This window comes from Paenibacillus sp. FSL M7-1414, from assembly GCF_038003195.1.
In the GTDB taxonomy this organism is placed as follows: Bacteria; Bacillota; Bacilli; order Paenibacillales; family Paenibacillaceae; genus Paenibacillus; species Paenibacillus amylolyticus.
This window is the reverse complement of sequence record NZ_JBBOOS010000001.1, coordinates 2,905,349-2,921,499: the sequence shown is the minus strand read 5'-3', so window position 1 is coordinate 2,921,499 and position 16,151 is coordinate 2,905,349. Positions and strand designations below refer to the sequence as shown.

Sequence of the window (16,151 nt, the reverse complement as noted above, 5' to 3'; positions counted from 1 at the left end):
ATGACGCCTAAGACATGGAATTCCGGGAGAAACTGCACCTTTACACCTCGTCTAATGAAGAGGCAATACGTGATGCAGTCTCTCTCGGATCATTGAGTCATTTATTGAATGTAAAGAACGAACTGTTAAATCTCTTCTTCCACATATTCATTCACATCAGGGCCAGCTGTACTTCCGCTCAATATATGAATGGCCTGTTGTTTAATCGTTGGATATTCAAAAAATTGGCTAATTTTCAATTCCATTTGGAACTTTCGGTTAGTCAGGTGAACTGCATGCATCACTTTCAGGGAATTCCCACCGCATTCAAAGAAATGGTGGGCGGTGCCAATTGGCTTCACATTCAGCACCTCTTCCCATATGTTTATTAACTGTTCCTCCACATAATTGGAAGGTGCTTCATACGTTGTCTCTGATTTGACTGCAATCTCAGGGCGAGGCAACGCTTGGCGATCTATTTTCCCGTTTGGCGTAAGTGGGAACTGCTCCAATACCTTGAAATAGGATGGGATCATATAGCCTGGCAAACGGGCTTCCATAAAGGATTGCATATCCATCCGGTTGACTTCCTGCAAGGCAGTAACGTAAGCACACAATGTATCCTGCCCACTCGAATCTTTGACAGCAACAACCATGGCTTCACGGACATGCTCATGTGAAATCAGGACCTGTTCGATCTCCCCAAGTTCGATCCGATAACCTCTCAGTTTCACCTGATGATCCATCCGCTCCATAAATTCAATCGTTCCGTCAGACTGCCGGCGCACCCGATCTCCAGTGCGGTACATTCGTTCATGGAGCTGATATGGATTGTTGACAAATTTGGCTTCGGTCAGATCTTCATTGTTCAGATAACCGATACTTAATCCATCACCTGAGAGATAAAGCTCTCCAGGTACTCCATTTGGAATAAACTGTTGATTGTCGTCCAGAATCCATGCAGATGTGTTCGCAATGGGCTTGCCAATCGGAAGACTTCCATCATGGTCACCTATAGCTTGTACAGGATAACTTGTTGCAAACACTGTACTTTCCGTAGGACCATATACGTGAATCAGTTTGTCTGCTCCCATATGGGAAAGAGCTCTCTGGGCATGGGAGACAGAAGCCCGCTCCCCTCCAAACAGGAGTTTCCGAAGTCCCAGCAAACAATGAGGCGCACGATCAACCAGCAAGTTAAACAATGCAGTTGTCATGAAACAGACCGTAATTCTCTCCTCTGTCATCACTTTAGACAATTGGTTGATATCCAGCAGGGTCTCCTGTTCAATCATGACCAGCCTCGCGCCGTTTAATAGTGCTCCAAAGATGTCAAATATCGAGCCATCAAAAGCATAATTTGAGATCTGCAATATTGAATCAGAGGAAGAGATCTGAATATAATTCGTATCTTTCACTACCCGAATGGCATTGGCATGGGAGATCATTACACCTTTTGGTTTCCCCGTAGAGCCCGAGGTGTAGATAATATAGGCCAGATCGTCTCCTTCCTTATCCTCGGATGCCAAGGTTGGTGCTGATTCCTTCATGCCTAGGCTCTCTAATCGGATGGTTTCTTCAACATCTGCACGTACATTCATGACTTCAATGACGTCTGTGAAATCCTCCATCCATTGTTTTTCCGTAACCAGCAAGGCGGCACCGCTGTCATGCAGCATGTGCACAATTCGCGCTCTTGGCCATTCGGGATCGATCGGTAAATAGGCTGCTCCGGATTTGAGAATTCCAAGAATACTTATAATCATCTCGGAAGAGCGTTGTACCATCAGTCCTACGATGGATGAATTTTGAATGCCTCGCATGCGCAAACGTTCAGACATCTGATTTGATTTCTCCTGCAGCTCCAGGTAGGTGAACTGTTTTTCTTGCATTACCAGTGCAACTGCATCTGGAGTTCGCTCTGCCTGTTCGTCGAATAGCTGAGATAATGTCTTTTCTTTGGGAAATGGTGTCATCGGGCCATGGGATAACAACTCCATCTTATGGCGGGCCTGCTCGCCAATAAAAGCAATTTCGCTTACACGAATATTCTGGTTTGCACTAATTTGCTCCGCCGCATAGAGAACATGATCACCCAGACCATTCATCAGATCTGAATCCAGTACGTTACTGTTATAAGACCATTTAAGTCTGAATGTATCGTCCAGAACAGCAGTCACACTCAAATCATAGTGTGTATGCTCATTGCCATAAACGCGCTCAAGCGTGACTCCTGTCCCCTGTTCCGCCACAAGGCCCGCAGCCTGTTCATTCCCAAAATTTTGGAACACCAGTACATGGTCAAGCAAATCGGCTTTTAATTCACTTTGATCCTGTATATCTGCCAAGTGTACATAGCCATACTTTTGACCTTCCATCCCTTCCTGTTGAACCCTGCGGAGAGCATCGGCAAAAAGCTCTTCCGGTTCAAGCTTCACCCGGGTAGGAATGGTATTAATAAACAGCCCCACCATGTTCTCTATTCCTTCAACGTCAGCGTCTCGCCCGGAAATGACTGTGCCGTATATGACATCTTCTGTACCACTGTATCTGCACAAAACCATGCCCCATATCGCCTGAATCAACGCATTAAATGTAACCTGATTGTTCACAGCGAATTGTTTCAGCCGACTTGTGAGTTCACGCGGGAATTGAATTTCCTGCTCCCGCAACGTTGGCGCTGCTGTATCCAGGTTAGTCCCTGTTTTGGGCAAAGAGACTCGTTCATAGTAGCCCTGAAGATACTGTTTCCAATACGCCAGTGCTTCCTCCTTGTTCTGTTGATCAAGCCAGTCCAGGTAGTCCCCCAGCGGCCTGGTTTCTTCCAACATTTCAGGCTGCCCAGCCTGCTGACTGGCATAAATCTCAAACATTTCACGAATCAGGATGTCCAGACACCAGCCGTCCAGCAAAATATGATGATGACTGATGACCAGCGTGAACGCATCCGCCCCTCTGGAGATCAGACAAAATCTGATTAATAACTCCCGGCTGAGATCAAACCCTCTTTTCTGATCATCAGTCATGAACTGCTCCATCCGTTGAAGCTGTTCATGCTGGCTCTTTCCGGTCCAATCCAGCATCAACCATTCAACCTGTTGCTGGTCAATAATAAGCTGGCGAGGTTGCTGCACAAGTTGATATTCAAATATGGAACGAAGCCCTTCGTGGCGCTGTATCACCCGTCCTAAGCTGTATTTCAATATCTCCACATCAACGTTACCCTTTAATTCCACAAATACCTGCTCAAAATAGGCGTGTGATGTTTCTTGCTCCAGCGAATGGTACAACATGCCGGATTGCATAAGGGTCAACGGATAAACTTTGCTGATCACCAGTGGATCAACCCTATTTTGTATCGCCTCCAACTCCGCTATGGATACAGGATGCTTCCCATAATCAGATGGGGTTCTCTCTGCGCCCTGCTTGTTCCGGCAGTGTTGAACGATTTGCTGCAAGTTGTACATGAACAACCGATTAAGCTTTTCAGCAATCCCAGCTTCGTATACTCCATCACTGTAAGTCGTATGAACGGTGAACTTCCCATCAATTACAACTGCATTTATTTCAAAATCATGCGCTCTGATGAGTTGCCCACCCACCGTTTTTCCTACCGGGATATGTGACGAACTGAACAAGTTCCGTTCCAGACTGCTGTCCAGTTCACCCATATAATTGAACAAAATAGGTGCTTCCTTTTCATCTGCAAAACAATGCTGATCAGCCATATACTTGAGAATTCCGTATCCGATGCCTTTATTGGGAACGGCTCTCAGTGTTTCCTTGACTGTTTTAATTGCCTCGGGCAATTCCAGCTCCTGAAACAGGTCAAATACCACCGGATATACGGATGTAAACCACCCCACCGTTCTGCTGACATCCATCTCGGTTGCGAGCGCTTGTCGGCCATGTCCCTCCAGCATAATTTTAAACCGGGCTTGACCGGTCATCTCGGTTACACTTAGCATAAGTGCAGTCAACAGAATGTCATTAATCTCGGTTTGGTAGGCTCTGTTTGTCTGTTGAAGAAGCCAGCCGGTTTGTTCACGATCAAGCTCAGATACAAGGGTATCGCTATGACCATAGTCATGGACTGTATCCGTTGCTGGACGCTGATGATCCATGAATGGCGTATACACACCGGACATGTTTTGCCAAAATGCCTGCTCTCTTTGCAGAAGGTGATGTTTGGCATATGACTTTAATGCAGCAGCAAATTGCTGGTAAGAAACGGTTTTGGGTCCCACATCAAACGTCTTTTGTTCAATCGCTTGCATGTATAACCATTCAAAATCTTCGAGTAGAATTCTCCAGGACACTCCATCCATAACCAAATGATGAATAGTGATTAACAGGTGTTCGCCTTCATCAAGCCTGAAGAGCCGGAGTTTAACGAGCTGTCCTTCGTGAATCCGCATTTTCTTTTGCAGCAACGATGCCTGCTCTTCAATGAATACTTCCGGTTGTGCTACGCCTCTGGCATCCACAACGTCGAACTCAAACATACCCTTTCTATAGTTCCGAATGGTCTGTGTCATTTCTCCAGAAGAGTTGTATTCATAAACCATTCTTAAACCGTCATGATGCTCCATCAGTTTGTCGAAACTAAGCCGAATGGCCTTCTCATCGAACTCTTCCTGCCTGAATAACATAAAAGCCTGATTGTAATGGTTATGCTCCGTATGATTTCTCGCAAAAAAACGCTGCTGAATGGGTGTTAGGAAAACCTCACCTGTCACCTCAACATTCCCAGTAGAATGGAACTGTGACTGTTTGACATATGGACTAAGCTGCCGGATGGTTGGATTGGCAAAAAGATCCTTCATCTCAACTTTTAAACCCAGTTTGGACAATCCCGAAATCGTCTGGAGTGCCTTAATGGAATCTCCACCCATGACAAAAAAGTTATGATGAATCCCAATGCAATCCAGGTTCAAGATGTTCTCCCATATCTGAACAAGCTTTTGCTCTTTGTCATTCCTCGGCGATTCATACTTCGAGTCATCCAGTATGCTGTTGCCCGGTTCAGGAAGTCGAGAGCGATCGACTTTTCCGCTTACCGTTCTCGGCAAGTGGTCCATTTTGACAAAATGGGCTGGTATCATATATGAAGGAACCTGTAACTCAAGTCTCTCACGAACATCCATAATGGAAGTCCCCGGATCAGTAATCACAATATAAGCACAGAGATAATCGTTACCGCTGTCATCCTGACCTGCGTTAACAAACGCCTCTTGAATTACCTCCAGACGGGTTAACTGATATTCCACTTCCCCCAGCTCGATTCGATAACCACGGATTTTAACCTGATCATCCTGTCTGCCAACAAATTCAATGGTTCCATCCGGCAGCCATTTGGCGGTATCCCCTGTACGATACATTTTTCGGTCACTATCTACAGGTGAATCCACAAACTTCTCTGCCGTAAGATCCAGTTGATTCAAGTACCCGCGTGCCACTCCCTCACCCGAAATGCACAACTCACCCGGTACACCAACCGGCTGTGGACGATTGTAACGATCCATAATCAGGATGCTTGTATTTCGGATCGGTCTGCCAATTGGAATCGTTCCTGATCGCTCGCCTGTTCCATACATGATTCTGTTCCAAGCCGCGTCCACCGTGCATTCCGTCGGTCCATATACGTTTGTAACGTTTGCTCTCATTCCAGGGAGCGTGGTATATACTTCATCGAGAAGGTCAAAGGTCAGCACATCGCCACCGATAATCAGCTCTCGCAGTTCATACTGCTGTTTGCATCCGGCCGAGGCCAGGGTGAGCAATTTCAGATGAGCAGGCGTACCATCGGACACATGAATATGATGATGAGCATAATAATTCAGCAAAAGATCTGCTTCCCAGACTGTGCTCTTAGGCACGATATGCAGTGCATGTCCGAGCAGCAAAGCAGCAAAAATCTGCTTTACGGATGCATCAAAGATATATGGAGCAATCAATGCAATATTCAAAGGGGTCTCATAGTGCTGATATATCGCTTCCACCAATCCGTCCACCAGATTGTGAACATTGTAATGTTCAACAACGACTCCTTTGGGTCTGCCAGTAGATCCCGAAGTATAAATGACATAAGCCGCATCGCTGGAATGGTTGATCATGTCCGGTTCAAGTACTGTTTCACGTACCCCTGAACGATCCAATGCATCCAATAAAATAACTGTACCTTCAAACGCAAGGTCATCCACCATGGAATGATCTGCTGTACATAATAAACGCGCACCACTGTCAGTCAGCGTATAACGCTTACGCTCAGTAGGAAGTTCAGGATCGATCGGCATGTAAGCCGCACCTGATTTGAGCACACCTACAATCGCAACGATCATATTTATGGAGCGCTCCACCATCACAGCTACAATGTGATTTGGTCCTGCTCCTTCCTTACGTAACTCGCAAGCCAGGACATTCGCCCTCTCATTCAACATGCGGTAGGTCAGCTGTTCATTCTCAAAAACTAAAGCGATGTTGTCCGGATTGCGTTCAACCTGCTCCATAAACATCTGGACCAATGTTTTGTCCCGTTTATAGGCCTGTCTCGGCGGGTTGAACCCTGTCAGAACGGTTTTCTCTGGTTGCGTCAGAATATCCAATTGATCCAGTCGCACTTCTGGAGCAGCAGCGACCTGTCTCAATATCTCGACAAAATGTTCAGCAAAGCGCTGAATACGCTCCGCCCGGAACACATCCGTGTTATATTCCAGTTCGAGATTCCAGCTCAGGTTAGTTTTGTTCATTCTGGCCGTCATATCAAATTTGGAACGTTGAATGCCATCTTCAAGCAATATGGCCTCCACATCGTTCATCTGGAGATCAAGATGATCTGTATTTTGAACAAGCATGACGTCAAACAGTGGATTGCGTGAAGGATCACGCCTCACATCAACCTGTTCCACCAAACGTTCAAATGGATATTCCTGATGCTCATAGGCCTGAAGTGTGTTCTCCTTCACCTGTTCCAGATATTGCCGGAAGGTATAATGGCCCAGCGGCGCATTTCTGAGAACTATTGTGTTTACAAACATGCCGACAACACGGTTGAGATCATCATGATTCCGACCTGATACCGGCGTACCAATCAGGATATCTTCCTGTCCGGTATATCTGGAGAGCAGTGTTGTAAATGCTGAGACAAACAGCATATACATGGTGGCTCCCTGATCATTGGCGAGTCTCTCAAGAGCAGCCGTCAGTGTTTTGTCCAGATGCAAACGAATCTGATCTCCGTTAAACGTCTTGGTCTTAGGCCGTGCAGAATCCAAAGGCAGGTCAAGAACCGGAACCTCTTCCTTCAACACATCAGACCAATAATTTGCATGCCGGACCGAGTCACTGCTTGTTTGCCGCTCATGTGCCCAGAGGGAATAATCCTTGTACTGCACAGCTACAGGTGGCAATTTTTTGCCATTATAGAACTCGGCCAGGTCATGTAACAGAATTCCGATCGAGATCCCATCTGAAATCATATGATGCATGTCAAACAAAAGGACATGTTCATCTGCTTTGATTTGCACAAGTTCAGCCCGCATCAATGGGGCTTGCTCCAATGAGAAAGGTTGTACCCACTCGGATAGAACAGGTGATTCCCCTTCTGTAAGGAGGGAACTGTACTGAACTTCAAAGTCGACACTTGGCATAACTCTTTGAGCAGGCTTACCCTGATTCATGACAAATGAAGTTCGAAGGGATTCATGTCTTGCAATCAGGCGGGAGAACGCCTCATTCAATTGTTTTTTATTTATGCTCCCCTTCAATTTCATGGCAAGAGGCATATTATAGGCTGTACCCGTAGGGTCCAGATTGCTCAAAATATAAATTCTTTGTTGCGCTGCTGATAAATCATACAAGGACTGCAATGGCGCATGGGGAATGGATGTATATTTGCTTTTTTTATGATCCAGAATGAATTGGGCCATGCCCCGAATTGTAGGCGTACGAAAAATCTGTACCAATGGCATTTCTACCTGCATCTCCTTGTGTAATCTGGAGATTAGTATGGTGGCCAGCAGGGAGTGTCCGCCAATATCAAAGAACCGTTCATGGACACCCAAATTGCCAACCTTTAGAATATCCTGCCAAAGAGTGACCAGTGCAACTTCAACCGGATTCCTTGGTGGTTCATACGCAATAGCCGTCCGGTTGTCCGATAATGTCGGAATCGGCAATGCTTTGCGGTTCACTTTACCGTTAGCTGTTAAAGGCAAGCGATCCATCGTCACGAAATGGGCGGGCACCATATACGAAGGCAAGCGCCGAGTCAATTCTTCTTTGATCTCATCGATATCTCCCACAGGATACCCCTCATGACAAACGACATAACCACAAAGAAACGTCGAGTCTGTCGGGTCCATTTGCGCTACAACTGCCGCCTCTAACACCCTTGGGTCCTGCAACAGCAGATGTTCAATTTCTCCAAGCTCAATACGGAATCCGCGTATTTTCACCTGATCATCCATGCGACCCAAATATTCAATATTGCCATCCGGCAGCCAACGCACCCAATCTCCGGTCCGATACATCCGTTGTTCTGGATTAAACGGATGTTGAACAAACTTCTCTGCCGTTAACTGGGGCCTGTTCAAATACCCTTTTGCGAGTCCGGCTCCGCTTATGCACAATTCACCCGGAACCCCGATGGGCGACAGCTGGTCACTGCCACTCAGAATAAACACGTTGGTATTCGGCAGTGGTCGACCTATAGGAATATTGGAATACATCTGATCGATGGTAAAACTGGTAGTGACGACGGTATTTTCAGTTGGGCCATAATTGTTCACAATTTCATACTTCCGGGGTTCGAAATAATTCAGCTTGTCTCCCCCCGTCAGCAATGTTCGAAGAGAATGGTTCTCCTGTCGGATAAACTGTTCACAAATCGCTGTAGGCAGGAACGCAATACTGATCTGATGCTGATGGAAATAGTCTTTGATGCGCACCACATCCAGCCTGATTTCATCCTGAATAAGATGCACGGAAGCTCCTGACAACAGATATGGGAATAATTCCCATACAAAGGCGTCAAAGCTCAAGCTTGCATAACTGGCACTGCGATCAGCATCGGTGATCTGATACCGCTTTTGATGCCATGTACACAAATGAACAAGTGATTGGTGCGAAACCATCACTCCCTTAGGCTCACCTGTGGAACCTGATGTGTAAATCACATAAGCCAGATTCTGGCTTTGTCCCCGGATGGGTTGCAAGGAAGAGGAGACCAGGAATTCGTCCATTTGCACAAGTTCAGTCTGCAAATCAATGATATGGACAGAGCTTTCTTTTCCCTGAACTACATGTTCAAACCGCTCCTTCGGTGTTAATAACCATCGGGTCTGACTGTCTTCAAGCATGTAATGGATACGATCATTAGGGTAGGCAGGGTCAATGGGCAAGTATGCTCCGCCTGCTTTTAGAACCGCCAGCATTCCGATCACCGCATCGATTGAACGCTCTGCGAGAACCCCGACGATGTTGTTATCACGCACTCCTTTTTTCTGTAACACATCAGCAAGCTGTTCACTCCGATGGTTCAACTCGCGATAGGTTACATGTTTTTCGCCCATCACCAGAGCAACATGATCCGGTGTACGTCTCACTTGCTGTTCAAAGAGCTCATCCACAGTTTGATGCAACGGATACTCCATGGATGGTGGATTAAAGGTATGAATCAACTGATCTCTTTCTCCCGGAGACACACTTTCAATCTCGCTAAGCGGCTGTTCCAGACCGGATATCATGTTGCCTACTAAGGCAATATAGTTGTCACTCATGCGCTGAATGGTTTCCTGACCAAACAAATCGGTAGAGTACTCCACGTTAAGCACGATTTCATTTTCAAACTCAAGGATGTTGAATGTCAGATCAAATTTTGCATTATCCAGATTAAACATGACAGGCGACACCTGGATACCCTCTTCTTCACGAGTAAACAGCGAAGCGTTCTCCAGCGAGAACATCGTGTCAAACAACGGATTACGATTGACCTCACGCTGCGCACCTGTTTTTCGCACCAGTTCATCAAATGCATACTCTGAATGTTCAAAGGCTGCTACGGTTGATTGTTTGATTTGCTCAATAAACTGTCTGACAGTATCCGATTCGTTCATCTGGTTTCGCAATGCAATGGTGTTCACGAATACTCCAAACATATGTTGTAACGGCTCATGCAGACGGCCGGAGGCAGCCGTACCCACAACCAGGTCTTTCTCATGTGTATACCGGTGCAGTAAGAGGAAATAGGTACTAAGCATCACCATATACAACGTTGATCCGGTATCCTTGGCAAGCTGCCTGATGTTGCGGGTCAGGCTCTCGCCCAAGTGATTGTAAATGTTGTTTCCTTCATACCTGTTAACTTCAGGTCGTTTGAAGTCGTACGGAAGCTCAAGCGTTGGCGGGGTACTACTATAGATATCCAGCCAGTACGCCTCCTGTTTCGCCATCTCATCCGAATGACTGTACTGTTCCTGCCATGCCGTATAATCCTGATAATGCACATCAACGTCTGGCAGAATTGAGCCACTGTAGAGCTCCAGCAATTCGTTCATCAATATGCCTTGAGATGTACCGTCAGCCACAATATGGTGGAAATTTATAATAAACAAATGACGTCCATGGCCAATTCTCACCAGTTTTGCCCTCATTAAAGGAGGCTGGTGGAGGTCAAAAGCTTGAGTGGACTGTTTGCACAGGTTGCTTGTCAAACGAACGAGTTCATGGTTATCTGTATCGAGTTCTCCGAGATCATCATACTCAAGTGCAAAGGCTACGTTTGTATGAACCGTCTGGACAAGCTCATCCTCTATCACTTTAAATCCAGTTCTCAGTATTTCATGCCTCTCAATAAACGTTTGAAGCGCTCTCTCAAGCCGTACGAAGTGTACTTCTCCTTCCATAAGCAGCGCCATGGGAATGTGATAAGCGCCCCTATTATTTTCAAGCAGCGAGAGGGTGTACATGCTTCTCTGAGCTGCAGAAGCCTTATACCGGTCACGGCGACTTAACTTCTCAATGATCACAGCAGGTTTGACATGTGCTTTGGTAACCAAGTATTGTTCCAAGCTGTATATCGTATCATTTCGGAACATTTCACCAATGGGAACTTCAACATGAAGACGCTTCTTCACTTCAGCCACCATTGTCATAATTTTCAGCGAATCTCCGCCGAGATCAAAACAGCTTACGTTCATGCCAATCTGCTTCAAGCCAAACACATCACTCCAGATCTGAAGCAGCTGTTCCTGAATGGAATTGACAGGCTCTGTATCCACTACAGCATGTTCACGAACAGTGAGTTGATGCTGCCTTGCCACTTGTTCAAGTGTCGCTTTGTTGACCTTGCCATTGGCAGTAAGCGGAACTTCATCTACATTCAGAAACATGGACGGAACCATGTAATTTGGTAATTTACTTTGCAAAAGGGCTTTCAGTGGCAGTGTGTCCACATCCTGATCTGCAACAACAAAGGCAAAGAGGCTCTTGACTCCGTTCTCGTCAGCAACATCAATAACGGCTGTCTTTTGCACTTCATCAGCTTGCAAAAGTACGTTCTCAATTTCACCAAGTTCTACCCGATAACCTTTGATTTTGACCTGGCTATCTTTTCTGCCCAGGAACTCCACATAACCTTCGGATCGAAGGACACCAAAATCTCCTGTCTTGTAGATGTACCCGAACTGTGGATGAACAATGAATGACTGTCTTGTTTTTTCCTCGTCATGAAGATAACCGCTTGCTACACCGCTTCCACCAATGTACAATTCCCCCTCAACATCTAGAGGGCATGGTTGAAGTTGTCTGTTCAGCACATGAATTTGTTGATTGGCTAGTGGTCTACCATAAGGGATACTCTTCCATTGCTCAGACACTGCCGTGATTGGGTAATAGATGGACCATATCGATGCTTCAGTGGCTCCTCCCAAACTAACCACCTCAGATTCAGGAAATACGTCTACTATTTTCTGAGGAAGCCGCAGAGATATCCAGTCACCACTAAGCAATACCAGACGAAGGTCGTTGTTCTTCTCTCCTGGTGAATACAGATCAACACACATGTCCATAAGAGCAGGAACCGAATTCCAAATGGTGATTTTTTCTTGTTCCATCACGTTCTTGAGCTGAAACATGTCTCGCTGATCATCAATAAGAACCAGACAAGCCCCGCAGCTGACTGCGCCGAAAATATCATAGACGGATAAGTCAAAACATAATGAAGATATGCCCATCATTCGATCACTGGAGGTTACGTTGAATCTTTCATTCATATCCAGGATCGTATTGGCTGCTGCGCCGTGCTTGATCTGCACACCTTTGGGCTTGCCCGTGCTGCCAGAAGTAAAAATAACATAGGCCATATCATCATTCGTCACTCCGCTGTTTATGGATTCCGCAGAGTAGGTTTCTAACGATTCCGTCTCATATAGCTCTGGCATGATGAAAAATTTACAGTTGGCCTTTTCGCGAATATATTGCTTACGTTCCTCCGGATAGTCCGGATCAAGCGGAATATAAGCTGCTCCCGCTTTGAGCACACCAAATATATTCACAATGGTGTCAATGCATCTCTCGCCATACACACCAATATAATCGCCCCGCTGTACTCCCTGATCAATCAAATACCTAGCAATCTGATTCGATCTGCGTTCCAACTCTATGTAACAAATGGAACGTTCATGATGCTGAATCGCCACTTGATCTCCTAATCTGATCGCTGTTGCAGTTAACAGGTCATGCAGAGGCTTCAGAGTAAACGGCTTGCTCGTATCGTTATACTGTTTGATGAGTTGCCTGCTCGCTTGACTCAACTCAAGCTTGGTAACTTGTGTTGCAGAGATCACTTGGTTCAGAATGTTCAGATACTGCTGGAACATAGATTCAATCACTTCTTTTTCAAACAATTGATCCACAAAGTCCCATGTGATATACAAACCGCCATTGATTTCATAGACCTGATTATCAATATAAACCTGTGAGGTTCTTGTACTGAAATACTTGATCTGGTCAAAGTTAAACAAAGCGTCAAATGAATCTTCCACATTTTCATTTAAGACACTTGTAAATACAATTGGCATGACTGCTCTTTTGTGCATATCATGTTTTTTGCCCAATTGTCTTATAAAATCAACGCCATCATAATGTCTGTGATCCAATGCATCCAGCAATGAATGTTGCACCGACTCTGTAAATGTCCAGAACGAATTCAGAGATTTTTGGGCATCAATATCCAGCAGCATCAGCGTTGTAAAGTCTCCCGCCATCCTCTTCACATCTTCATGAAACGGAATCCGATTAAATACGGTCAGGTTGACCCCAAATCTCTCCTGGTTCGACCAATGCGCAAGTACATAGGCATAGGCTGCGCATAAAATGGAAGTTGGGGTAACGTTATGCTGCCTTGCCTGCTGTTTGAGCTTGTTCCAATGTTCACCCGTTATAAAGTTCGAGAATTTGCTGAATTGGGGCACGTTTATGTCTGCCGGATTACATTTGAGCGGCAATGCCGGAGAACCCGGAAAGTCTTCCAGCTTGTCCATCCAGTAGCGCTGATCCTTGAAATAACGTGCAGACTGTTTGAAACGCGCCATTGCCTGAACGTAGTCCCTGAAATTATATTGAAGCTCCGGCAGCTCCTGATCCCCGTTTGCATAGAGCCATTTGAATTCCTTGATGAGCAGTTTCAAGCTGCTGTCATCACAGATGAGCGGGTCCAGATTCAGATAAAAATAATATTGATTCTCTGACATTCGGTAAGCTTTCATTTCAAATAATGGCCACTCGCTTGGAACAATCACTTTTGTCATCATTCGTTGTCTCTCTGCTTCCATTTGCGAGCTACGATATGTCGTATCCCATTCTGACACGTCTATCACTTCTACCGTGTATAACGGTGGTTTTTTCAATATTTGCTGTGTCCCGTTCTCGTACACAACTGTTCGTAATATAGGATGCCTATTGATCAATTTCTGCAAGGTTGCATTGACCAAATCCATATGCGCCTCGGCCTCGAATTCGACCGTAAAATTGGTTGCAGCTCCACCCATTTCAAATGCAGGGTCACGTCCAATCAAATAAGCCAGCTGAATACCCGTGAGACCAAATGGCTCAAACATATTGGCAGGATCACCTTGATCCGTAAAGTAAGCCTCCGTGTTATCCTCATCATTATTTTCTTCCAAAAATGTTGCTATATTTTGGATCGTTCCAAGACGGAAAAGCTGGTTTAATGGTAGACTTGCACTTAAATCCTCATTAATCCGTGCAATCACTTCAATGGCATTAAGGGAATGACCGCCCAGATGTGCAAAACTGTCATTTACACTCAATTGCTCGATTTGTAGTACATCCTTCCAAATCAAGGACAGGTGTTGTTCCAACTCTGTTGTCGGAGCAACGTATTCCCTGCCTGAATGGATGCTGCTATCCGGCTCGGGTAATTCACTTTTGTTAATCTTGCCATTAGCAGTCAGCGGAAGCAGATCCAGTTTGACATAATAGCTTGGCACCATATACTCCGGTATTCTCTGTTCCAAGAAAAGACGCAGCTCCTCAATCGAGGTTTCTTGGGTCAACACCATATATGCACACAGATAGGCATGCCCTGCATCGTTTGTTCGCATCATGACAAATGCCTCTGCTACCGCATCATGCCGGGACAAATGGGTTTCAATTTCACCCAGCTCGATCCGAAAACCACGAAGCTTCACCTGTTGATCCATTCGATCCAAAAATTCAAGGGTATGCTCAGGCGTCCAGCGAACCAAATCACCCGTGCGGTACATCCGTTCTGATGTAAAGAAGGGATGCGGAATGAATTTTTGTTCTGTGAGTTCATCGTTATTCAAATAACCGAGCGCAAGTCCATCACCGGATATGCATAATTCCCCGGCTGTTCCGACAGGGACGGGATGATCATGCTCATCCAATACCAGAACGGAGGTATTAGCGACTGGAATGCCAATTGGTATTGTAAGCGCTTCCTTTTTAATTCCATTTACAGGATAATATGTGGCAAAAACCGTGCTTTCTGTAGGTCCATAAACGTGAATAAGCTTATCGCTCCCCATGTAATCAAGCGCTTTTTTTACATGTGTTAACGAAACTCTTTCTCCGCCAAAGAGCACTTTGCGAATCGATTGGAAGCAGGATATTTCACGTTCCACGATAGCATTAAAAAAAGCAGTTGTGATGAACATAACGGTAATCCCATTTTTTTCAATGGACCGGGCCAGGCTGGGCATGTGAAGTGCCTCTTCCTTCTGAATAATGACCAATCTGGCTCCGTTCAGTAGGGCTCCAAATATTTCAAACACCGATGCATCAAATGAATAGTTGGACATCTGAAGCATGCGGTCCTGTTCCGTAATGGTGATGTAATTGGTGTTACATACAACACGAATGGCTGATCGATGAGAGATCACCACTCCTTTGGGGAGACCCGTTGATCCGGATGTATAAATGATGTAAGCCGGATCTTCTGCCTGATTAATATCCGTCAGTGCATCGGATGGAAAGTCACAATAATCCTCAATGATGGGATGAATAACCTCCAAGCCGATACATTCTATGTAATTCTCTTCAGGATGAGATGTCAGCAGCATACATGCCCCACTATCCTTGAGCATATAATTCACTCGTTCCCCAGGTGTTTCGGAATCAATCGGTAAATAAGAAGCCCCTGATTTGAGAACGGCTATTAAAGCAATTATCATTTCAGGGGATCTCTCTAACATAATACCGATTATTTTGTTGCGGTTTGCTCCCTTCTGACGAAGAAGTGCGGCAATCTGGTTTGAATACTGATCTACTTCCTTGTACGTATATTGAATGGCGTCTGAGGCTACCGCAATGGCATCGGGGTGCAAGCGGGCCTGTTCTTGAAATAACTGATGGATGGTATGATTGCGGGGATAGTCTGTTCTGTTCTCGTTCACTGTCGGATTCTCTCTGATATTGGAATGTCCAGTAATCATAACGATATCCTTCCTTTGCAAGCAGAATACTTTTATTATATTATCCTAAAATTTCCATGTCAATCTATTTACTTATTTGCTTTATTAAGTAAAATGAAAGTAAAATTTGGCGAATATTCTGAGGATAACTCGACAGATTCTAGTATACATGCTACTCTATTTTTGTATAATTTCCTTTATTTTTCAAAAAGCGCG

1 protein-coding gene is annotated in these 16,151 nt (G+C 45.3%); it reads right to left on the bottom strand.

What is annotated here, in order from left to right; all coding sequences use genetic code 11:
* Positions 1–125 precede the first annotated feature (125 nt).
* On the bottom strand, positions 126–15,956 hold the full coding sequence (locus tag MHH92_RS12965; protein ID WP_340904096.1) for an amino acid adenylation domain-containing protein: 15,831 nt from the start codon (positions 15,954–15,956) through the stop codon (positions 126–128).
* Between the last annotated feature and the right edge of the window lie 195 nt (positions 15,957–16,151).

What these genes read in the sequence shown, in the direction of transcription:
- MHH92_RS12965 (WP_340904096.1), bottom strand. Translation starts at nt 15,956, where the DNA reads ATGATTACTGGACATTCCAATATCAGAGAGAATCCGACAGTGAACGAG.